The organism is Hyphomicrobium sp., from assembly GCF_003987855.1.
Lineage (GTDB): Bacteria > Pseudomonadota > Alphaproteobacteria > Rhizobiales > Hyphomicrobiaceae > Hyphomicrobium_B.
On record NZ_RXIZ01000015.1, the window covers coordinates 47632 to 69920 of the forward strand.

The following is a 22289-nucleotide window of genomic DNA, read 5'->3' on the forward strand; positions in this document are numbered from 1 at the left end:
GTGCACCGGTCAAACCGGGCGCTACCTACACGGTTACCGTGCCGCCTGCTGAGAAGGCGTCAGTCGAAGGCGAAGATATCGCGCTCGATATCGTCTACGAGGACGACGATATCATCGTGATCGATAAACCTGCCGGCATCGTCGTCCATCCGGCCGCCGGGCATGCCGGCGGCACACTCGTCAACGCCCTCATCGCTCATTGCGGTGAAAGTCTCTCGGGAATTGGCGGTGTGAAGCGGCCCGGCATCGTTCACCGGCTCGACAAGGATACCTCGGGGCTGCTCGTCGTCGCCAAAACGGACGCGGCACATCAAAGTCTCGCCGAGCAATTCAAAAGTCATGGGCGCGATGGCCGGCTGCACCGGAGCTATCTCGCCTTCGTGTGGGGTCGCCTGCCGAGGCCAGCAGGCGCGATAGATGCCCGGCTTGGCCGGAGCTCAACGAACCGCTTGAAGATCGCAGTGACACGTGGCGAGGCGGGACGAGAAGCGAAGACACATTACGAGGTGGTGGAAGTCTTTACGGGCGAAACTCCCGCCGGAGACATCTCGCTCGTGCGCCTCGTCTTGGAAACCGGACGAACCCACCAAATACGCGTGCATCTTGCGCATATCGGCCATCCGGTCGTGGGTGATCCAACGTATGGAGCGGGATTCAAAACGCGTCTGACAGCCGTCAGCGCGCACGCCAAAGAGGCCACTGCCGCACTTGCCAGACAAGCCCTTCACGCCGCCCAGCTCGAATTCGAACACCCGACAAAACGTCAAAAGCTTAAGTTTTACAGCAAATTGCCAGCTGACCTAGAACGACTTGAAGAGGCGCTTCGGGCTAAACCGTCAGGATCGACGGATCGTCCCCGCCGCAAACGTTCATAGAAGACGCAAGCATCAAAACTTGGGGTTCTGCTCACGAGCATTCAAGTAGAGGTGACAGGAACCCCTGATGATTTTTTGAATTCCACTACTATGTAACAGTCCGCGCTGGGGGAGCGTATCGCTATTCCCGGCAATGAGAAGGGAAGCGCAGACCGAACCGGCAACGGGCGAAGGTCTGGGCAGAGGGCAATGGCATCAGTTTCCAAAGGACTTCCGTCCCTGGCTGGCGGCTCGCTCGGCCTGACGCGGTATCTCGAGGAGATCCGCAAGTTTCCGATGCTTGCGCCGGACGAGGAGTTCATGCTCGCCAAGCGCTGGCAGGAACACGAGGACGCCGACGCCGCCGAGAAGCTTGTGACATCACATCTTCGTCTCGTCGCTCGTATCGCGATGGGCTACCGCGGCTATGGCCTCCCCATCGGCGAAGTCATTTCCGAAGGCAACGTCGGTCTTATGCAGGCCGTGAAGCGCTTCGACCCCGACAAGGGGTTCCGCCTCGCTACTTATGCGATGTGGTGGATTCGCGCGTCGATTCAAGAGTACATCCTGCGGTCCTGGAGCCTCGTGAAGATGGGCACAACTGCGGCGCAGAAGAAGCTTTTCTTCAATCTGCGGCGCGCCAAGAGCCAGCTGCAGGCGCTTGATGAAGGCGACCTGAAGCCCGAGCATGTCAAGACGATCGCGACAAAGCTCGGCGTTCCGGAAGAAGACGTCGTCAATATGAACCGCCGACTGGGCGGCGACGCTTCGCTCAATGCGCCTATTCGTGCGGAAGCCGAGTCTGGCGAGTGGCAGGACTGGCTCGTTGACGATACGCCGACGCAGGAAGACCGCTTGGTGGAAGGCGAGGAGTTGGAGCGGCGTAAGTCGTACCTTTCTTCGGCGATGTCGGTCTTGAACGATCGCGAGCGTCGCGTCTTTGAGGCTCGCCGCCTGTCGGAGGAGCCCGCGACCCTTGAAGAGTTGTCGGAGGAGTTCGGCGTCAGCCGCGAGCGAATCCGTCAAATCGAGGTGCGCGCCTTCGAGAAGGTGCAGAAGGCCGTGACGGCGACGGCCCGCCAGGCAGAATCGCCCTCGGCCATCGAGGCGCACCGCTGAGGATCGAAGAGCGGCCTTGACGGCGCTGGCCGCTGCGAATAGGCGATTTCCATAGATGTCTCTGGCGGCGCTTCCTGGCGCCGCCATTGTCTTATGGGGTTCACCGACATCGATGCGCCGCCGGTTTGCACTGGTTTTCAATGCGACAGCAGGCCTGGCCGTGCCGAGGCTTCTCGACGGCGTGCTCTCCGAACTCCGCGGAAAACGCGCCGATGTCTTCCAGGTCCCGGCTCGGAGCGCCGAAGAGGCGGCTGAGCGCGTCTCGGATCTCGCCAACAGCGGTCACTGCGACGCGGTGATCGCCGCAGGCGGCGACGGGACATTTCGTGCGGTCGCGACCGGCGCGGCGGGTACGGCGATGCCGGTAGGGGTCATCCCCATCGGAACGGGCAATGTCCTCGCCAATGAGATCGGCCTCCGCCGCCGGGCCACCCACGTAGCGGATGTCCTTCTATCGGGCGAAGAAGTCGATGTGCGCGGCGGGCTCGTCAACGGCGCACCATTCTTCCTCATGCTCGGCGCCGGGTTCGATGCACGGGTGATTTCGCGGCTGAACTATCGCGCCAAGCGCGCGCTTGGACGAGGAGCCTACGTCTATCCTGTGCTGAAGACGTTGGCCGAGGAGCCGCGCCGCTTCGATGTCGAGATCGACGGCCGTCGCTTCGATGCAAGCTGGACCATCTTCTCGTTCGCAAGCCGCTACGCAAGCGTCTTCGAATTGACACCGGATGCCGGAGTTGGACGGGATCGCCTGATGGCCGTCGTCATGGAAGCAGGGACGAGACTAGCGACCGCGGCAAATCTGTTGTCCCTCGCGTTCGGCTGGCTGGCACACCCATCAACGCGCCCCGCGGGAGTCCATGTCTTGCCAGTCGGGGTCGCGCGCGTCGGCCGATTGACGACGGCTCCGCTTGAGATTGACGGCGACGAAGCTGGCCTTTCACCGGTGGAGGTTCGGTCGGAAGGCAAGCGGGTCCGTCTCATCGTTCCGCCCCGCTATGTTGCTGATCTCACGAATCGTCATGCGAATCGCTTAGCCTATGAGTCGTGAAGCGTTGTTGGGCATGTCTCCTACGCATGCTTCTACAACATTGTGCGAGCGTCAGAGCGAGAAACAAGGGTCGATGCCCTTATCTTCTCTGAACCCGGTCCTGGCAGACCGGCAATTGGCTACGAGCGGCGCGCGGCAGCGATGGACAGGGCTGCCCGAGGGAGCGTCGCTTTTGCTAACGTTCGGCGGCTTCACGTCTCTGTCCAACCCTCCCCGCGTCTTTGACATCGAACCCGGAGCGTTAGCGCGCCGCCCAGTGAGCCCGTGTGCTGGGAGACCGCGTGCGTTATCTCGACGTCAAAGAACTCGTTCCCGCCGAGCGAGCTGCGGATACCTGGAAGATGGAGTGCCTCATGCAGAAGCGCTGTCACCGGCCAACAACTTTTCTCCGATCCAGCGAAGCGTTCCCTTCGCGCGATATGTCGAGCAAACGTTGGCTCATTCTGCTCTGGCGACAACACCACAAGCATCCTCCATGTAGGAGATAACTGATGCATGCGGGGGATCGGTGCGACGATCTCCTGCCACACGAAATACCAAGGCCGACTCTGAGAGTCGGCCTTTTTCATTTTCCCCCGGGTGACTCAATCGAAGCGCACCGGCGCAATTACATCGGCAATCGTGCGATATCGCGTGAGAAGTAGTTGTCGATGGCTGCCAGGATCGAGTTCGCAACCTTCTCGCGCCATTCGTCGGATTTCAGGTTCTGGGCGTCCGACTTGTTCGTGACGTAGGCAAGCTCGATGAGAACGGAAGGAAACTGCGCGGTCTTGAGCACACGGAATGCAGCCTGCTGCTCCGGCTCGTTCCGCAGTGGCGTGCTCTCGCCCATGTTTTCGATGACGGACTTCGCGAACATGCCCGTACGCTCGTGCGTGAGTTCGACATCGCGGTCGGCAAGATCGGCGAGAATGTCTTTGACCGTATTGACGTCACCGTTCACGCTTTTGACCGTGTTGATCTCGTCAGGTGACAGAATATCCCGCGAGATGCTGCCCTTCGCCGAGCGTTCGAGCGATTTCGCAACGCCATCCCGCAACGAGTAGATGGTGGCGCCGCGTGCGCGCCCGCCTTCATCCGAGTAGTCGGCGTGAATGGCGATGAACAAGTTGGCCTTATTGCGCTCGGCATAACGCGTCCGCTCGTCGAGCGGGATGAACGTGTCATCGCTGCGCGTCATCATCACTTTGTAGCGTCCGGTCTTCTCGAGTAGATCGCGCAGAACGAGCCCGAACCGCAGTACGACGTCCTTCTCGACCGTACCGAATTTCTCAGCACCTGAATCGTAACCGCCGTGACCGGGATCCAGCACGATGACAGGCCGGAACATGCGAGCGGCACGCTCTTTGGGATTTTCAGCGCGACGCGGGAGTGGCGGCTGAAGCGCTGTCGGGCCAAGCCCCGTACGCGCTGCGAGGCTCTTCGGCTGCCCGTTCGGTCCTGCGATGGCCGGCAGGATCGCCAGGGCGAGTCGATAGTCTCCCTCACCATCTTCAACGACCTTCGAGCTTTCGACGATGACCGGCTGCGTAACATCGATGACGATGCGGGTCTTGCCGGCAGCTGCTAGTCCGGCTCGGAACGTCTTGACCAGTCCAGCCGGCGCATCGCCGAGCGTCGGCAACCGGACATTCACTTCCGGGAGCTCAACAACGACGCGATTGGGATTGGAAAGCGAAAAAACTTGAAATTCGACCTTGCGGTCGAGCCCGATGATAAATCGCGTGCCCATCACGCGCTTGGCCGGCACGGGGACCGGAATCGACGTTCCGGCCGCGGCGGCGACCTGCAACTCGTCGGCTTCGGCGTTATGCAGTTGCGCTGGGATTGAAGCGGCGGCCACTGCCGAAAAGACGCCGCAGAATATGCGTCGAGCCAAAGCTCGCATTTGTTCGATCCCCCAAGACGCGTCCGCCCAACCTCGCCGCGCCACAGATGCTTATCTGTGTGCCTACGGAAGATGGCGTTTTGGCGATCAGAGTGACACAACGCTTAAGGTTATCGAGCGGCGGCGGTTAAGCGGTCGTTAACACCAGCCTGGAAACCGTGGCCGGCAGCGGCCCGAGGCTTACGTGCTTCGCTCTTGCCACGCGGACGCCGCAGCTTCGTCGCTTTCCCGGGCATCGACCCAGCGTGAGGTGCCGTTGGCGAGCGTCTCTTTTTTCCAGAACGGCGCCCGGGTCTTGAGGTAGTCCATCAGGAATTCCGCGCCTCGAAACGCATCCTGGCGGTGCGGGGCGCAGGCGGCGACGAGCACGATGTTATCGCCCGGCGTCAGCTCGCCCACGCGATGAACGATGAGAGATCCCGAAAGCCTGAAACGCTCGCGCGCTTCCGCCTCGATGCGCGCCAGTTCGGCTTCCGTCATTCCCGGGTAGTGCTCGAGCGTCATCGACGTCAGAGCCTCCCCCTGGACGTCCCCGCGGACTTTGCCGACGAACATGGCGATGCCCCCGATCCGCGTATCGCCGGCGCAAAGCTTCTCCATCTCCGCCGAAGCGTCAAAATCCTCGGCTGACACGCGAACGGCCACGACTAGCCTCCCGTCACCGGCGGGAAGAACGCGATCTCGCGCGCAGCGCCGATGGGCGCGCTCGCCTTCGCGTGCGCATGATCGAGCGCAACGCGAATGGCCTCGGGCATTGCGAAAGCTTGATCGAACGGGTGGCCCCGGCCAGCCTGCCAGCGAAGAAGATCTCCGACGGTTTGAACGCCGGACGGCAGAGCTAGGCGCTCTTCGCTAACGCCCGCGCGTTCCCGCAGCCAGGCAAAGTAGCGAAGCGTCACCTCGGTAGCGGCGATGGAGTCGGTCATGGGCGCTCTCAGCGGTATATCGCGTGCCGGATTCCAGCCTTGAGATAGTCATAGCCGGTCACGAGGGTAAGGAGCGCGGCAATCCACAGCAGCACAACGCCGGTTTCCGTCGTTCCGGGGATCACCCTCTCGGCGGCAGGTCCCGCAAGCAGCAACGCGAGAGCGACGAACTGAACTGCGGTTTTCCACTTCGCAAGCTGGGTGACATGGACCTTGACGTTAAGTTCGGCGAGGAATTCCCGCAGGCCCGACACCAAGATTTCGCGCGACAGAATGGTGATGGCGGCCCAGATCGACCAACCGCCGATCGTGCCGGTCGACACGAGCATCAGCAGGGTCACCCCGACGAGAAGCTTATCGGCGATCGGATCGAGCATCCGCCCCAAATTGGACTGCTGCTCCCAGATCCGGGCCAAATACCCGTCCAGCCAATCGGTCACGCACGCGGCCGCGAAGATGGCAAACGCCAACCAGCGTGAGGTCTCGCCGGTCCCGAAGAACAGCACGCCCGCGAGCACAGGTACGGCCGCAATCCGTCCATACGTCAGGATGTTTGGCAGGCTCATCGAAAGCGAGCGGTGCGCGACATGATCCATGATTCTGGGTAGCCGTAGCAGCGCTGCTCCGTCAATCCCCGCCGGGACGCCGAGGCGGGGAGGGTAAATGCTAAGGCCAGAACGCCGCAGTGGAAATCACGAGGCGGCGGCCGGCGCCGGAAGTGGGCTGGGAGCTGAGCCGGAAGCTGAACCGGGCTCGGACCCGGCGTCAGGCGCGACCGCTGCCGGAGGCGCGAAGACATCGCGGCTGACGATTCCGGACCGGCGAAACGCCTCATATATCGCGATCCGGAGGTCGGACTGGACCCTGAGCGAACTCGTAATGTCCGGAAGCAGAACCCGCAGCGTGTACTCGGTGGTCAGCGGCGTGTAGCCGTCGAACGTCGCGAGCGGCGCCGGCTCACGCAGGATGCTCTGATGCTTGTTGGCGCATTCGTTGAGGACCGCCAGCACCTTGCGCGGATCGATATCGGGACCGGCGGTGAACTTCAGCACGACTCGCCCGAGAGCGCTACGGTGCGTCCAATTGAGAACTCGGCCGGTAATGAGCTCCGAGTTGGGCACGATGAGGCTCGCCCGGTCGAAGGTCTCGATCTCCGTCGAGCGGACGGAAATATTCCTCACTGTGCCTTGTTCGTTGCCGACCACGACCCAGTCGCCGACCTTGATCGGCCGTTCGATCAACAGGATCAGTCCCGAGACGAAGTTGTTGACGATCGACTGAAGTCCAAAACCGATACCGACCGATAACGCACCGGCGACAATGGCGAGATTGGTGACGTTGAAGCCCGCGTACGAGACCGCCATGACGGCCGCTAGTCCGGTGCCGGCATAGCCGACGGCCTTATCGATCGAATTCGCAATGCCGGGATCCATGCGCGGCGCGACCAGCACATTCTCGCGCAACCGGCTTTGGACGACGCGGGTGATGAACACCACTACGACGAAAAGCGCGAGGCCGAGCAGGATCCGCACGATCGAGATGCGGATCGAGCCGATCTCAAAACCGAAGAACAGCCGCGTGAGCCAGTCGCGAATGTCGGCCGCGGCAAAACCCCATTGCAGGAGGAGGACAGGTACGGCGACGAGTGCGACGCCCAGCGTCAAGACCACTTCCGTCAGCCATCCAAGCTGCTTTCTGCGGGTCTCGTCGAATCCCATCCGCTCTTCGAGCAGCACGCTGATATGGCCGCGAGAGGTCGTGCTGCCCCGCGTGAAAGCCCGGATCGCGAGATAAAGGAGCATTGTCACGAGACCGACAACGCCCGTCATGACGAGCTGTTGAGCGAGGAATCGGCCGAGGGCGATGTAGCCCGACAGGCAGAGAACGATGATGGCGATGGCCGCAACCCACAGCGGCCCTTTGAGCCACAGCGGTTCGCTGCGGCCGACAGGCCGCTTCATCGCGGTTTCGCCCGACTGGAAGGGAGTGAGCAGCAGCCCCATCAGAACGAGCGCGAAGGCGATGCTCGTCACCAGCGATTGTGCGATGCTCATCGACAAGGGGAAATAGAGAATCTGCGCGAACTTGGACAGGAACAGGTCGAAGGAGTAGATCAGAGCTAAAATCACTAGAAGTCGGCTGACGCGCCGGGCGCTTCGGTTCGACAGCTGCATCAGCCGCCGCTCCGGGATGCGCGGTGCAAAAACCGTGACGATCAAGGCGGAGACGCCCACGAATACGAGCGCCGCATTGAGAAGCGCGACACCCGTGGGCGCGGCCGTGGGGTAGTAGAGCAGTCCCAGATATTCCAGGCCCGCGTAGCACAGGAATGCTGCGGCCAATCCTGGAACGGCGAGCGCGGGAGCTATCCATGCCGCCGAAGCCGCGCGCTCGAAGAAGGTGGGCGGCGTGGCATTGGGCGCCGGCCGGTAGCGCGTGATATTTAGAACAATCGCTTTCAACAGCAGATAGACGCCGATCACCGCCGCGAGGAGAATAAGTGTGCCCGTTTTTTGCCGAGTGACCGCGCCCCACCAGTCGCGCGCATTGTAGTTGATGCGCCATTGGATCGACTGGCGCCGGTGCTCCAGATCGTTCCAGAATTCGGGAAAGAGCGGACTGAAGGTCTGTTCGGTCAGGCTGCGCACGAACAGCTTCAGGCGAAGCTCCGTGATCTTGTCAATCGCCTGGCGCGCGCGCCACCACGTCACTTCCAGCGTCTTGATAGCGCCGGATACCTCCGCCTCTTGCACACTGAGACGGGCGCGCTCGGCGGCGACCGCCGGAGTTTCAGCCGGCGCATCCTTGCCGGGCGCGGGCCCCAGCCGTTTGATCTGCGCGTGAATATCCGAGAGGCGCGGCCGTAGTCCGTCCGCCGTCTGTGTGGTCTTGGAGATCACATCGTCGATGCTGTCGCGAAGATGCCCGAGATCGGTGTCGACATCGGATATTTTGGAGAGGCTCTTCTCGGCGCCATCCATCTGCCCGACGACATTCGTGATCGTGGAATTCACTTCGGGCGATACCGCGGGCGGCGGCGGGGGAGCGGCAGGAGCCACTACCGGAGCTGGTGCTGCCGCCGCTGGTGCTGCCGCCGGAGGGGTAGCGGCTGGCGCCGCCGCAGGCGCCGTCGCCGCCGGCGGCGGGTTTGCCTGTGGCTGGGGCGAGGCGGGCGCTGTTTGCTGGGGCGCCGCCAGTGCAGCGGGAGCTGCGCTCTGAGCAGGGGCTTGAGGCGCGGCAGTGGTCGCCTGCGCCTGCGCTGCCGGAGCCTCGATCGCCGGATCGGCTACGGTCGTCCAGCCGATCGCAGGCGCGTCTTGCGCAAACGTGGTTGGCGCGAAAAACAGGAAAGCGAGTGCGGCGGTTGCGAGTGCGCGTCTCAGCATAGGCAATCAGGGCCTTCACAATGGCAACGGATCGGTCGTACCCGGAAGGCCCATCGCCCCCAAGTGCCGCGAAAATAGGGCAGGCCGCATCCCTCTGCTAGCCTTTAAAGGCGCGTTGCGACTATCCTGCTCGCTCGTGGAAGAAGTCGTAGATTTTCTTGGCCATATCGGCCGAAATCCCCTCGACGGCCTTCAAATCCTCGACACCCGCGCGTGAGACGGCCTTCGCCGAGCCGAAATGCTTCAGCAGAGCGCGCTTTCGTGTCGGCCCGACGCCTTCGATCTCATCCAACGGATTGGCTCCGAAGGATTTAGACCTCTTGGCGCGATGCGTCCCAATGGCGAAACGATGCGCTTCGTCCCGCAAACGTTGCACGAAATACAAAACCGGATCCTTCGCCTCGAGCATGATTGGACGCTCGCGGCCCGGAATATGGAAATGTTCCCGGCCGGCGTCGCGATCCGGCCCTTTGGCAACCCCGATCAACGCGATGTCGTGAAGCCCGAATCCGGCGAGCACCTCCCGGGCAATCGCAAGCTGACCTGATCCCCCGTCGATCAGCACCAGATCGGGCTTATCCGGAAACGCGCGCTCCTCCGCCGTGTCGTCGTCATCGATGACGGGCGACAACCGACCGCCGCTAAGGTCGGAAGCAACCTCATCGACTTCCGTCTCTATTTCTTGCAGCGCGGCGGCTTCAGCGATGCGCTTGAAACGTCGTGTCAGAACTTCACGCATCATAGCGTAGTCGTCTCCCGGTGTCGTCTCGGGCCACTTGATGTTGAACTTGCGATACTGCCCTTTGACGAAGCCCTCTGGTCCCGCCACGATCATCCCGCCGACGGCGTTCGTGCCCGAAATATGACTGTTGTCGAACACTTCGATGCGGCGCGGAGTGGCGGTAAGTCCGAACCGTTCCGCAACGCCTTCGAGCAGGCGAGCTTGAGAAGAACTTTCCGCGAGCTTGCGTCCCAAGGCTTCGCGCGCGTTCGCCAACGCGTGCTCGACCAACGTCGATTTCGTGCCCCGCGACGGCACGCGAATTTCGATTTTGCGCTCGGCTTTGGTGGTGAGCGCTTCAGCAAGAAGTTCGCGGTTGGGAACGTCGTGCGAAATTAGGATCAGGCGCGGCACGGGTTTATCGTCATAGAACTGCGCGATGAAGCTATCGAGCACGTCCTCGACGTTGAGAGAGCGGTCGGCTTTCGGATAGTACGCGCGGTTGCCCCAGTTTTGACCGGTGCGGAAGAAGAAGACCTGGATGCACGTTTGACCGCCGTCCTGGTAGGCCGCGAAAACATCGGCTTCTTCGATACCATCCGGATTGATCGACTGATCAGCCGTGACGTGCGCGAGCGCCCACAGGCGATTGCGGTACATCGCTGCAGTCTCGAATTCGAGCTCCTCCGCCGCGTTCGCCATCAGCCGCTGATACATTTCGCGGACGGTCTGGCTTTCGCCGCTCAAGAAGCGCTCGGCTTCATCGACAAGTTTCCCATAGCTTTCAAGATCGATCTCGCCGGTACAAGGCGCCGAGCAGCGCTTGATCTGAAACAGGAGACAGGGACGCGTCCGGCTGTCGTAGACGCTGTCGGAACAGGAGCGCAGAAGGAAGGCCCGCTGCAGCATGTTCACGGTCCGCGACACCGCGCCCGCGGACGCAAACGGTCCGAAGTATTCGCCTTTGCGATTGCGCGCGCCGCGATGCTTCATCACTGCTGGTGCCGCATGGTCGCGGCTGATGAGGATATAGGGAAATGACTTGTCATCCCGCATCAGGACGTTGAAGCGTGGCCGGAAGCGCTTGATGAGGTTCGCTTCCAGCAGCAGCGCTTCGGCTTCCGTGCGCACGGTCACGAATTCCATCGACGCCGTCGCCAGGATCATGCGCGAGATGCGATTTGTATGGCCATTAAGACGCGCATAGTTCGACACGCGGGCTCGCAGCGAGCGCGCCTTGCCCACGTAGATCACGTCGCCCGCGGCGTCGAGCATACGGTACACGCCCGGACTTTGCGGCAAGAGTTTCAGATAGGCAGCGATCACGTCCGGTCCGGTCTTGGCCGGCGGGCCTGTGGGCTCCTGCGCCGCTGTCGTTAGGTCTTCGGTCATGGCGCAACTAAAATTGGCGCGCGCCGCCGGTCAAGCAAGGCATTCGATGATGCGCCACAAAATCACCATTCGAGGGGGGTGGTGTCTGAATGCCGTGCACCATCAAGGAATACGGCTGCGCCGAGGGGGGTGCTATGCGTCGCGTCATCGCCGTTCTCGGCCTGATACTGGCCTTTGCGTTGCCCGCACTGGCCTTGGCAAAGCCCGCCAAAGAGAAGCCGCCGAAACCTTTTCAGAACGTCGAAGAGCTCCTGAAATGGATCAACGGCTACCGGAAAAATCCTGAGCCGAAACGGCTTCCTGAGGCCGTGAAGGCGATGGCGGCGTTCGGCACGCCGCGCGATTCCGACCAATCTGGTGTCTACGTCGGCTTCGTCGCGGGGGTGCTCGGCGCCAATCCTGACATGGCCTCCGATCTGATCACCAAGATGTTCCCGCTGCCGCCGGAAGATCAGGTTCTGATCGTGAAGGCCATTGCCTATTCCGGCCTTCCGCGCTGGCGCAATACGATGACGGCATTCGTTGAGCGCATGCCGGCGCGGCGCGTGCTCATCGACAAGTATGTCTTCGGCAACAAGCCGACGCTCACCGAAATTTCCGTCAAAGACGACGCCAGCGTGATCGATCTGAACTGGGGCTACTTTTTCGCGACCGGTTGGGAAGCGCCCGTCCGGCGCATTGTCGCTACGCTGGAGCTTGCGGAAGAAAAGGATAAGGTCGACCTCCTGACCACGGGCGCAATGGCAAAGTGGACGCTTGCTCAGAATGCCGCGCGCAACGAAGACCTGTTGGTCATGCTTAAGAAGATTTCGAGCGACGCCGATCCCAAGGTGCGTAAACCTCTCGGTGAAGTCATCGACGCCGCCGAGACGCAGGAACTGGGCAAGCTGCGCAAGGATGCGCTCGCCTCGATCGACGAGTTGAAGACGAAGGGCCCGGAAAGCCTGCGCAACTACAATTGGTGGGGGCAGGCCGGCCAGACCGTGTTTGCGCTGGGCTGCGTCGCAGCAGGTGTCATGGGTCAGGTGGAGTTCGGCATCCCGTGTGTCGTCGGCGGAGCCGCATCGACAGCCGCGCTCAAATATCTCGCGCCATCGCAATAGAAATAAAAACTGTGCCGCCAAGGAGCGGCGCAGATCTCACTCGTTCTCGGGGCAATTGGCACGCGCGTCCGAAAGCGCTGCCTCGGCGGACGGGTACTCGCCGACGACCTCTGCGCCGACCGCTTCGGTGCGCGCATAAGCTTCAAACATCGACTTCTCGAAACCGTCCACGATCGTCAGCGCCGTGTATTGCACTTCCGCGCCTGACTTCGAGCGAAGGAGGAGCGTCTTGGTCCCTCCGTATGTGGCTGTCAAAACCCGGCAAGGCCCTGTGTGGAGAGGAGCCTCAGCAGCCGCCTTCGCGGCCGCTCCGAGTTCCGCTGGAAGAGGGCCGCCAAGCCGTGACGGCTCAGGTTCTGCGGGCGCAATCCGGAACGTTGGCAGCCACGGCAGAAAGCGGGATGTCTGCGGCTCCGCAGCGGCTTGCTCCGTCGGTTCCGCCGGTTTGTTGGCCGCCGTGTTTGCGGCTGCAGATTGCGGGCCGGCCTGCTCGGATTGGGTCGCCGCCGTCCAATTGGGATCGGTCGCCTCGGCCGGGGCCGCAACGCTCGCCGGCTTTTTCGGCTTCAGCGCCGTCTTGGCCTTCTTCGACGGTTTCGCGACCTGTTTTTTGGGTGCGTTGGAGGAAGAAGAAGCTTTGGGCTCGACGGCAGCGGGTCGATCACGCTTCGCCGCCGCGTCGGGCTTCTGCGGCTTTGCGAGCCACGGCAGCGCCTCTTCCTTATTTTGCGTATCGTCCGGCACCGGGCCGCCAAGACCAGACGGCGGACGGAAGGGATAGCGCCATTCTCGACGCATTTGCAGCGGCGCGGGAGGCGCCGACTCGCTATCGGCCGCTCGCGCCGGCCGATCGCAGTAGCGCTGGCTGTAGAGGCCGGCGAGAAAATCGATCGACTTTCCGTAAGCGCGATCGGTCGCCCATCGCGCCGCAAGGTCCGCAAAGGTCACGTCGCGTCCGAGCCGGTTGGACTGGGCGATGATGTCGTCCTGATTTTCACGCGTGCGCTTGGCGATGGGAGCGGCAAGATGCTCACCCGAATAGGCAACGAGGTGCTGGATCTGCGCATGCACGCCGGTTTTGACGTCGGCAAAGCGCTCTCCGCGCACGCCGCCTCCGGTCGCACCAATGCCGGCGAAATTGTTCTGCGTTTCCCAGACGTCGCCCCGGCGGCCGTCGCCCCGGCGATAGCTTAGGAAGTTCGTTTCGAGCGCCATTTGATAGAAGGCGTAATCCCAGCGAACGCGCCAGCCTTCGCCGTAGTACTTATACCAGCGCGCGATCTCGCGAAAACGAGGGTCGTAGTTGGGATTGCGCTCGGCAAGAAAAGCCATGAGGCGCTCGGGCGTAACGCAGGCAGGAACCTGATTGCGCTCATTGGTCCGGATCGGAGGCGCTGCCTCGGCGCTGTTCACGCCAACCGCGACCAGCGCGGACGCCAAGGCAGCAGATAGACTCTGAGATACAAGCGGCTTTGACGGCGCCATCTGAACACCCTGTGCTGAGACAGTGCCGCTATCAACCGTCTGGGCAGAGTTCGAAGGCTTTATCGAGCGCCTGCGAGGGATTGGAGTATTCGCCGACGGTCACGCCGCCCTTGGCATAAGCCGAGATGTAGGCTTCGGCTTCGCGCTTCTCCGAGCCCTCATTGACGTCGAGAACCGTATAATTGTCTTGTGCATCGGCGCGCGCCCGAATGATCACCGAGTGGCCGCCGCCATAGCTCGCCGTCCACACCTTGCACTTCGGCTTGACGCCAGCCGCGGGAATATTCATCGCGGTTTTGGTCGCCGTCATTGTCTGCTTCGTCGCATTGGCAGAAGCCGACTGAGATTTTTTGCTCGACGTCTTCTTCACCGGTGCTTCGCTCGGAGCCGTGTCGGCAGGGGCTTTCGTCTCGGCCGTGGCCGTCTCATCGGCAGCCGGCGCAGACGCGTTGATGATCTTGAATGCTGCCGGTGCAGTGTTGGCCTGTGCGGGCTCGCCGACAGCGGGCGCGTTGTCCGCCGGCGGAACGAGGGATTCAGCGCCAAGGCCCGATCGGGCCGCGTTTCCAGATTTACGCGCCTCTTCGACGGCACGCTGCGCAAGAGCGGCGCCCGAAATGTAAGGGCCGGTATCGGCCGGCGGAACGTCGGCTGAGGCGGTCTGCGTCAGGTCCGTCGCCGGTTGTTCGGTGGTGACAGCAGCCACCGTCTTCGCAGCGCCAGCGCCGGGCTTTGCCAGCGCCATGAGCTCGGGTTTGGGATCGTCACCCTTGCAGGGCGAGCCGTAGAAGGCTTCCGCGAGAGCCGCGATATCGCGGGCGTAACGTCGTGAGGTCGGCGCCCACTGCTTAGCGAGCTGATCGTAATTGACCGGTCCGCCGATCGACTTCTGCCAATCGGTCAGAACACCCCACTCTTGAACTTTGCGGGTGCGCTCGGCCACCGGATTTTCGATGTGTTCGCCGGCATACATCAGAAGATGCTGGAGGTGCGCTTTCACGCCCGTCGCCACATCCGGGAAGCTTTCGCCCGGAACATGATTGCCCGTGGCTCCCATGCCGGCGAAGTTGTTCTGCTTGGACGAGACATCACCCTTAAAGGTGAGGTTGCCGGTTTCCAGCATCATCTGGAAGAAGGCGATGTCCCAGCGGATTTTCAACTCATTGCCAATCCGCATGTAGTCCGCGGCGATCGCTTCGAATCGCGGATCGAGATTGGCATTGCGGCTTTCAAGAAAGCCCATCAGCCGTCCAGGCGTGGCGCACGCCGGGACTTTGTTTTTTGTGGTAAGTTCGACTTGAGGGAGGCCAGCTGCATCCGCTGGCATTGAGAGGGCAGCCATTGGCACGGCTGCAGCGAAGGCGAACGCCAAACGCGTCCGAACGCGGCGAAACATGGTTACACCCATTAGCACGCGGCACCCCCAATGAAGGCGCCCAACAAGAACCAATTAAGGTTCGTAGGCGCTTAACGTTAATAAAGCGTTGATGAGCCCCCCGATGGACCCGAATCCAGAGTCGCCCCGCAATTGGGCGGTATTTGGAGCGGCTGTTGGTGAGATTGCGGCAAGTCGATTTGGCAGGCTGTTGATAGCTCACGCCGTTACGTCAGGTGTTGTCCGCCATCGAGCGCGATCATCTGCCCGGTGAGCGAAGGCGTCGCCAGGATGAAGCGAACGGCCGCTGCGATCTCATCCGTCGACGCGCCGCGGCCGAGCAGTGTCGAGCGGCTTTCCTGTTCGAACTCTTCTGCAGTCTGATGGATGCTCCGCAGGACAGGACCGGGTCCAATCGCGTTGACGCGGATCCTCGGGGCCAGAGCTTGCGCCAGCGTCCTCGTCGCGGTCCACAGACCCGCCTTCGAGATCGTATAGGAGAAGAACTCCGGCGTGAGGTTCCACACACGCTGGTCGATGATGTTGATGATGTTGCCTCCGCTCGTTCCCGGCAGGCTGGCCGCCATCGCTTGAGCGAGGAAGACAGGCGCCTTGAGGTTTATGGCCTGGTGCAGATCCCAGGTGCTGCCGTCCAGACTCTGGATAGTGTCCGGCAGGAACTCCGACGCGTTATTGATGAGAACGGAGGGCGGCTCGAGCTCTTGAATGACCTCGGCGAGAAGCGCTCCGGGCGCCAGCGGGTCCGCGAGGTCCGCCCGGAAGGCGCGCGCCTTGCCGCCGCGGGCAGAGATATCGTCGGCCAAACTCTGAGCCTCGACGGCTGAATTGCGGTAGTGGATCGCGATGGTCCACCCTGCGGCCGAAAGATCGAGTGCCAGCGCGCGTCCCATTCGACGGCTGGCGCCGGTTATCAGCGCCGTCCCTGGAAAGATTTTCGCCAGCGTCATGTGCCCCGAGCTTGAAAATTTGTCCCGATCACGAAGTTGCAGAGAACACAATGGGGCGCGTCAGGCCAGTCTCTCGCCCAAATTTTGAACTTTGATCAATGTGTTGTTCAGAATGCGGCCGCTTTTTGCGCATCATGCCTTTGGATTGGTCCGGCGAAACGAATTTCGTGCTCATTTTCAAGGCATACTATTCACCACAGGCTTGTTATGCCAGCAGCGTTGCCAACATGTTACAACAGCGAACCAAGTCACAGTATGTGTCACCTATTGGCTTGTGTCCTCCACTGAAAATCGTTTTCCTGAACTCAGAGCGGTGAGAGTCGCGTGCTCCGCATAGCGCGGGTGTTGCGAGCCGCAGATCTGGGGACGGGGGTTGTCTTATGGCGAATATCAAAGGTTTCTTGGCTGCAGCGGGGGTAGCTGCAGCCGCGTCGCTCGCGGTGTCTTCGGCTGCGCTTGCTGATGATGCCCCGAAATTCGGCTACTCGTTGAGTATCGTCGGGGTAAGCGACTATCTCTTCCGCGGCATCACATATACTGAGCACGATCCGGCGTTCCAGCCCTACCTGGAATTTACATACGGGACCGCGGCCAGTACCCTGTATCTAGGAATCTGGGCATCTAATATTCACTCAAACCCAACCGGAACGAATGGGCTAGCCGATCTTAGGCCATGGGAAACTGATATCTACGCTGGCTGGCGTCCGGTTACAAACTGGTTCGACCATGCGGTCAACTGGGATCTTGGCGCGCTCTACTATACCTATCAACAGGGAAGCTTTTCCCCTGAAAGTGTGAACTATTTAGAACTCAAGGTCTCGGCCACAACGGCGTTGGCGACCAATCTAACCGGGGGCTTCAATTTCTTCTTTACGCCTGATCAGGGCGCCATCGTTACGCCTTGGACTGAGACGATCGAAGGCACACTCGCATATCAGTTGCCTGATGTGAAAGGGCTGGGCACAGCGACGATAACGCCAACCGTCAGCGGTTTGGTGGGCTATACGACGGCTCCGAACAACAGCGGGTGGTTTCTCGGTCAGGATAATTACACCTACTGGAATGCCGGTTTGAAGTTGGCGATCGACAAATACTACATGGACTTCCGCTATTATGGTACGAGCTTCAACAATGAGACTGATCCGAATGGTCTTGCACGTGATGAATTCCTGTTCACGGCTGGCGTGACGCTTCCATAATATCTGGAAATACATTCCCGTCTCAATCGACCGGGGTCCCATGCGGGCCCCGGTTTTTTACGGGCGATATCGCGGTCCGTCTGCGCGTGACCTCCAGACTTTTCACCAGCGACGTGCGGGCCATGCGCTTGCAGAGGCTGGCAACTCGGGACAAAAAGTTGGTCAGGCTGTTCGTATAGTGACTCGGACCGTGCTTCCACTGATTGCCATTCTGGTCATCTTTACGATTACGATAGCGGCGGCAGTGCTAGCGCCGCGTCTTGTGCCGCGCCACGTCCGTCTCGCCGATGATCCCGATCGGCCGCGCGCCTTTGGTCACGACATGGCTTGGCTCGCGATTAGGTCCGACGATTCCTCCGCGGTTGCCGCCGCGCTTGGTCTCGGACGACTGCAGCCCGCGAACTGGAGCTCCGGGATCGGCGCGATCTATGATCCGGAAATCTCTAGCGGACTGGTTTTCATTTCGCCGCCCGTGAAAGGCTGGACCCTGGTGGCCGCCGAGTCGCTTCCCGTTCCCGCCGGCGGGGCATTCGTCGATAAGATGATGCCTCTGCTTCGGCATCTCGCGTCCACGTTCCCAGCCGTGCAGTATTTCGCGGCCTTCCCGATTATAGACACCTACGCCTGGGCGCGATTCGAGCGCGGGCGGCGCGTCCGTGCCTTCGCCGTCGGCGACGGCGGCGTGATCTGGAATGCGGGCAAGCCGTCTCAGGATGAAAGGCGACTCGGCTTGTCCTACATCGAAATCCGCGGCATTCGCGAACGCCACGGCGACCTTGGCGGGGAGCTGCAACTCTACCCCACGGATCAACACGTGTTCGCCGTTGCCGGCGGCTGGAGCATCAACCCGATGGCTGTCGAACTTCTGTCGGCGACCTCAGGCGTCGGCTGGGTCGCTGACGCACCCCGCGCCTGGCGACCCGAGCGCATTCGCAAAGTCGCCTAGCCCGCGGTTTCTCAGCCGCCCCTTTGGCCTTCAACGAGGGCCCGGGAGGTGATCGACACCAGCGCCGTTTTTCACCGGGCCCGGCAACTGAACGGGCTGTTGCGTCTGCCAGTTGTTGCTGCGCGCGGTTGATCGCGTCGGCGGCACGAACACCTGATTTGCCGTGCACAAATTGCGCTTCGTTTCGTTCCGCCCGCAGGTGCGCGGAGCCCCGTCCTTGGTGAGGCAGAGCCGGACCTCTCGCAGCATGCCTCCCGCCCCGCCGCAGACGACGGTGATCATGTCGGCGCGAAATTGCGGATTGGCCTGCAGGAAAGCCCGCTTGACGTCCGCCGCCGACGTCACTTGCGGCTCCATCGGGTTTCGAAACCGTTCCGGGATGTTGATCCGGTCGAAGAGGCGGTGCGCTGTCGCAAAATATTGCACCGGGTCGAGCCCGGAGCAGGTGCCGTGTGCGCGGTACTCGTGAATGATCAACCCGCGGCTGGGCATTATGTCGATCACGCTGTTGATGACGGAATCGGGGACGAATGGCCTCCGCTGAGTCCGGCAGTCTCGCGGATAGCCGCTCTCATATTGCGGCCAAAGTCCATGCAGAACGAACGAGTAGCGCCCGCCATCACGGCGGTTGCACTGGGTCTCGTCGTCGCGTCCTTCGTCGTTGCAGTACGTCGGGCTCCACGAAAGTACGAGCGCATAGTAGTCGAATTGGCCCGCAATATTTTCGCGCCGATCGCCGCCGCTGGAACTGTCATCATCGCCGCGATCATCGTTGTAGGCTTGCTTGTCACCGCCGACAGGCGTGTTGGTTCCGGTCGTCCCGGAACTCGACCCTTTGGTGCCGCTATCGCTGGGAACGATACTTCCCGGTAGCGAAGAAGCCGTGCGCTGGCCGCCGATGACGTGCGCGAAATAGGCTCCGAGCGCGACGAAAACCAGGAGCGTCAGGAGGAGATGCGGTCTGAGCATTGTCTCGTCTCGGGTATGAGCGCGATAGGCGAGCGTCGATCGTAAATTAGCTACTGCTTGGCAAGCGCCGCCAGAATACGGGCCCAACTGCGCGCGCCTTTTTCAAAGCTGCGGATATTGTACTTTTCGTTGGGCGAGTGAATGCGATCATCGTCCAATCCGAAGCCGACCATCAGGCTGTCCATCCCGAGGGTGTCGCGGAAGGACGATACGATCGGAATTGAGGCGCCGCTGCCCATCAGAACGGCCGGCTTGCCCCACTCTTCTTCCAGCGCTTTGGCGGCAGCCTGCATCGACGGGTCATGCGTATCGAACATGATGGCGCCGGAGCCGTGATGGCCGAGCCAAGTCGCCTTGCAATCGGCTGGAATAAGCGTCGCTACGTAGTCGCGGATCGACTTCATGACATGCTCGGGATCCTGTCCCGAGACGAGCCGGCAGGTAATTTTCACGGATGCCTTGGCTGGGATAACGGTCTTCGATCCGACGCCCTGGTACCCGCCCGTCACGCCGTTGAATTCCAACGTCGGTCTCGACCACAGCTGTTCAATGACGGACCGGCCATTCTCACCGGCCGGCGCCGAAAGACCCACGGATCCAAGGAAAGATTGCGCCCGAACCCCGAGAGACTGCCATTGCGCCAACTGATCGGCGGTCGGCTCCTGGACGTTGTCATAGAAGCCCGGAACCGCGATCCTGCCGCTTTCGTCATGCAGAGCAGCCATCACCTTGGCCAGCACGCGGATCGGATTCGCGACCGGTCCCCCATAGATACCGGAGTGCAGGTCCCGGGTCGGCCCCGTGATCACAAGCTCGTCGCCCACCAGGCCGCGCAGCATCGTCGTGATCGCTGGCGTATCCTTGTCCCACTGCCCCGTGTCGCAGACGAGCACGAGATCGGCTTTCAACTCGTCTCCGTGAGACGCGAGAAAGGCTGGCAGTGACGGCGAGCCGCATTCTTCCTCGCCCTCGATCAACACGGAAACGGCGACGGGGAGTTCGCCCGCAACCTTCTTCCATGCCCGAGCGGCTTCGAAAAAGGTCATCAGCTGACCTTTGTTGTCTTCCGCACCCCGCGCCACCACGACTTCGCCGTTCACCGGATCGGTTTCGATCCGAGGCTCGAAAGGCGGCGTCTTCCAGAGATCGAGCGGATCGGGCGGCTGTACGTCGTAATGCCCGTAGAACAGGACATGCGGCACGCCGGGATCGCGTTTGGCGCGGTCATGCGCGACGACCATTGGATGTCCTATGGTCGGCACGACCTTGGCGTCCGCAAAGCCTATATCTTTAAGCGTAGCTGCGCACCACTCCGCGGCCTTTACGCAGCTTGCCTTGTGCTTGGGGTCAGTCGAGACGCTGTCGATCCGCAAGAGCTCGAACAGCCGCTCGAGCCCGGCGGGCTTGGATTGTGCCAACGTATCGAGAACGGCTTCGAGCTTGGTCATCGGGCTAGTTTCCGCATTGGTGCCGGACGGCAATAGAACAGGGAGCGCTAGGAATGCCGGGCCTCATTTGCTATGGCACCTCTCCCTGACGCCATCACTCCTGACGAGAATGGTGGGCAGCATGAAGACCGCACGGAGGTCTGATGGCACAGCCGCAAGCAGACGGCAAAAGGAAATGGGTTTACGCGTTCTTCCCCGGACGGGCGGAAGGAAGCGCCCAGATGGCCGAGCTATTGGGCGGCAAGGGTGCCAACCTTGCCGAGATGGCGGCGCTTGGCCTGCCTGTGCCGCCCGGTTTCACGATCACGGCCGAGGTCTGTAAGGAATTCTTTGCCGCAGGCAACAGGCTGCCCGAAGAACTCAAGGGCGAGGTGATGCGGGCGCTCGGCGCTGTCGGCGAAACAGTGTCGGCGAAGTTCGGAGACGAGTCCCGGCCGCTGCTGGTGTCTGTGAGATCCGGCTCGCGCGCCTCGATGCCGGGCATGATGGACACGATTTTGAACCTCGGTCTCAACGACAAGACCGTCGAGGGTCTCGCGGAATTGACGGGTGACAAGCGCTTTGCCTTCGACAGCTATCGCCGCTTCATTCAGATGTACGGCGACGTCGTTCTTGGCGTTGACCATGGCGCGTTCGAAGACATTCTTGAGAACTTCAAGAACCTGAACGGTTTTGCAGCCGACACCGATCTCGACGCGGAGGCCTGGCGAGAAATCATCGCCGACTACAAGGCAGCGATCGAGCGTGAGCATGGCGCGCCATTCCCGCAGGATACCAACGAGCAGCTCTGGGGGGCGATCGCCGCTGTCTTCGATTCCTGGCACAACCCGCGCGCCGAAACCTATCGCAGGCTGCACGATATTCCGGATGACTGGGGCACGGCCGTCACCGTGCAGGCAATGGTGTTCGGAAATCTGGGCGACAACTCCGCGACTGGCGTCGCGTTCACGCGCAACCCATCCACGGGCGAAAAGGAAATCTTCGGCGAATACCTCCCCAACGCCCAGGGTGAGGATGTCGTCGCCGGCATCCGGACGCCGCACGCGCTGACGAAGAAAAGCGCCGGCAGTTCATCCGAAACATCGCTCGAAGTGGCGATGCCCGACGTTTTTGCCTCGCTCAAAGACATCTTCGATCAGCTCGAGCGCCACTATCGCGACATGCAAGATGTCGAATTCACGGTCCAGATCGGCAAGCTTTGGATTCTCCAGACGCGCTCGGGTAAACGGACGACCGAAGCGGCTCTCCGCGTTGCAGTTGATCTCGCCGCCGAAGGTTTGATTACGCAAGAGGAAGCGATCCTGCGCGTTGAGCCCGCGCAACTCGATCAGCTCCTGCATCCCGCCATCGATCCGACCGCTGATCATGACCTCATCGCCAAAGGTCTTCCGGCTTCACCTGGCGCGGCATCCGGCGAGATCGTGTTTCATTCGGAAATGGCCGAAGCGCTGAAGGCGAA

Annotated in this window: 18 protein-coding genes; 7 read left to right on the top strand and 11 right to left on the bottom strand. The window is 61.6% G+C overall.

The window, feature by feature from the left end; translation table 11 throughout:
• The 3 genes from EKK30_RS13195 to EKK30_RS13205 all read left to right on the top strand — a co-directional run.
• Window positions 1-875, top strand: an 875-nt coding sequence (locus EKK30_RS13195; protein WP_290985888.1) for an RluA family pseudouridine synthase, incomplete at its 5' end; no start/stop codon positions are given.
• Window positions 876-1064: 189 nt separating this feature from the next.
• The gene (gene rpoH / locus EKK30_RS13200) at window positions 1065-1973 is read left to right on the top strand and encodes an RNA polymerase sigma factor RpoH (RefSeq protein ID WP_290985890.1); all 909 of its coding nucleotides are present in this window, start codon (window positions 1065-1067) and stop codon (window positions 1971-1973) included.
• Window positions 1974-2028: 55 nt separating this feature from the next.
• On the top strand, window positions 2029-3024 hold the full coding sequence (locus EKK30_RS13205) for a diacylglycerol kinase family protein (RefSeq protein ID WP_290985892.1): 996 nt from the start codon (window positions 2029-2031) through the stop codon (window positions 3022-3024).
• A gap of 607 nt (window positions 3025-3631) precedes the next feature.
• On the opposite strand, the gene EKK30_RS13210 is transcribed toward EKK30_RS13205, so the two are convergent.
• The 6 genes from EKK30_RS13210 to uvrC all read right to left on the bottom strand — a co-directional run bounded on the left by EKK30_RS13210 (window position 3632) and on the right by uvrC (window position 11337).
• Window positions 3632-4912 carry an N-acetylmuramoyl-L-alanine amidase gene (locus EKK30_RS13210; protein ID WP_290985894.1) on the bottom strand — a complete coding sequence of 427 codons (1281 nt, stop codon included), beginning with the start codon at window positions 4910-4912 and terminating at the stop codon, window positions 3632-3634.
• Window positions 4913-5092: 180 nt separating this feature from the next.
• The gene (locus EKK30_RS13215) at window positions 5093-5557 is read right to left on the bottom strand and encodes a molybdenum cofactor biosynthesis protein MoaE (protein ID WP_290985896.1); all 465 of its coding nucleotides are present in this window, start codon (window positions 5555-5557) and stop codon (window positions 5093-5095) included.
• A 2-nt stretch (window positions 5558-5559) separates the two neighbouring features.
• A complete protein-coding gene (gene moaD / locus EKK30_RS13220; RefSeq protein WP_290985897.1) occupies window positions 5560-5838 on the bottom strand; it encodes a molybdopterin converting factor subunit 1 in 279 nt (92 codons plus the stop codon).
• A gap of 8 nt (window positions 5839-5846) precedes the next feature.
• Complete coding sequence (gene pgsA, locus EKK30_RS13225; protein WP_290985899.1) at window positions 5847-6434, bottom strand: CDP-diacylglycerol--glycerol-3-phosphate 3-phosphatidyltransferase; 588 nt, start codon at window positions 6432-6434, stop codon at window positions 5847-5849.
• A 96-nt stretch (window positions 6435-6530) separates the two neighbouring features.
• Window positions 6531-9224 (bottom strand): mechanosensitive ion channel domain-containing protein, encoded by a 2694-nt coding sequence (locus tag EKK30_RS13230; protein ID WP_290985900.1) that lies wholly within the window; start codon window positions 9222-9224, stop codon window positions 6531-6533.
• A 121-nt stretch (window positions 9225-9345) separates the two neighbouring features.
• The gene (gene uvrC, locus EKK30_RS13235; protein ID WP_290985902.1) at window positions 9346-11337 is read right to left on the bottom strand and encodes an excinuclease ABC subunit UvrC; all 1992 of its coding nucleotides are present in this window, start codon (window positions 11335-11337) and stop codon (window positions 9346-9348) included.
• 134 nt (window positions 11338-11471) lie between these two features.
• Between uvrC and EKK30_RS13240 the strand changes: the two genes are divergently transcribed.
• On the top strand, window positions 11472-12440 hold the full coding sequence (locus EKK30_RS13240) for a hypothetical protein (protein WP_290985904.1): 969 nt from the start codon (window positions 11472-11474) through the stop codon (window positions 12438-12440).
• A gap of 36 nt (window positions 12441-12476) precedes the next feature.
• Here EKK30_RS13240 and EKK30_RS13245 read toward each other — a convergent pair whose 3' ends face one another.
• The 3 genes from EKK30_RS13245 to EKK30_RS13255 all read right to left on the bottom strand — a co-directional run bounded on the left by EKK30_RS13245 (window position 12477) and on the right by EKK30_RS13255 (window position 16268).
• On the bottom strand, window positions 12477-13925 hold the full coding sequence (locus EKK30_RS13245) for a glucosaminidase domain-containing protein (protein ID WP_290985906.1): 1449 nt from the start codon (window positions 13923-13925) through the stop codon (window positions 12477-12479).
• A gap of 31 nt (window positions 13926-13956) precedes the next feature.
• On the bottom strand, window positions 13957-15267 hold the full coding sequence (locus EKK30_RS13250) for a glucosaminidase domain-containing protein (RefSeq protein ID WP_290985908.1): 1311 nt from the start codon (window positions 15265-15267) through the stop codon (window positions 13957-13959).
• 260 nt (window positions 15268-15527) lie between these two features.
• Complete coding sequence (locus EKK30_RS13255; RefSeq protein WP_290985909.1) at window positions 15528-16268, bottom strand: SDR family oxidoreductase; 741 nt, start codon at window positions 16266-16268, stop codon at window positions 15528-15530.
• A 380-nt stretch (window positions 16269-16648) separates the two neighbouring features.
• Here EKK30_RS13255 and EKK30_RS13260 point away from each other — a divergent pair, with 380 nt between their 5' ends.
• Window positions 16649-17467, top strand: a complete 819-nt coding sequence (locus EKK30_RS13260) for a TorF family putative porin (protein ID WP_290985910.1) — start codon at window positions 16649-16651, stop codon at window positions 17465-17467.
• A gap of 178 nt (window positions 17468-17645) precedes the next feature.
• Window positions 17646-18413 carry a hypothetical protein gene (locus EKK30_RS13265; RefSeq protein WP_290985912.1) on the top strand — a complete coding sequence of 256 codons (768 nt, stop codon included), beginning with the start codon at window positions 17646-17648 and terminating at the stop codon, window positions 18411-18413.
• Between the two features lie 30 nt (window positions 18414-18443).
• Here EKK30_RS13265 and EKK30_RS13270 read toward each other — a convergent pair whose 3' ends face one another.
• Together EKK30_RS13270 and EKK30_RS13275 are read right to left on the bottom strand one after the other, a co-directional pair.
• Complete coding sequence (locus EKK30_RS13270; protein WP_290985913.1) at window positions 18444-19382, bottom strand: ribonuclease T; 939 nt, start codon at window positions 19380-19382, stop codon at window positions 18444-18446.
• Window positions 19383-19432: 50 nt separating this feature from the next.
• On the bottom strand, window positions 19433-20830 hold the full coding sequence (locus EKK30_RS13275) for a dipeptidase (protein ID WP_290985915.1): 1398 nt from the start codon (window positions 20828-20830) through the stop codon (window positions 19433-19435).
• Window positions 20831-20973: 143 nt separating this feature from the next.
• Here EKK30_RS13275 and EKK30_RS13280 point away from each other — a divergent pair.
• Window positions 20974-22289: PEP/pyruvate-binding domain-containing protein (locus tag EKK30_RS13280; RefSeq protein ID WP_290985916.1), on the top strand; the 1316-nt coding region annotated here is incomplete at its 3' end.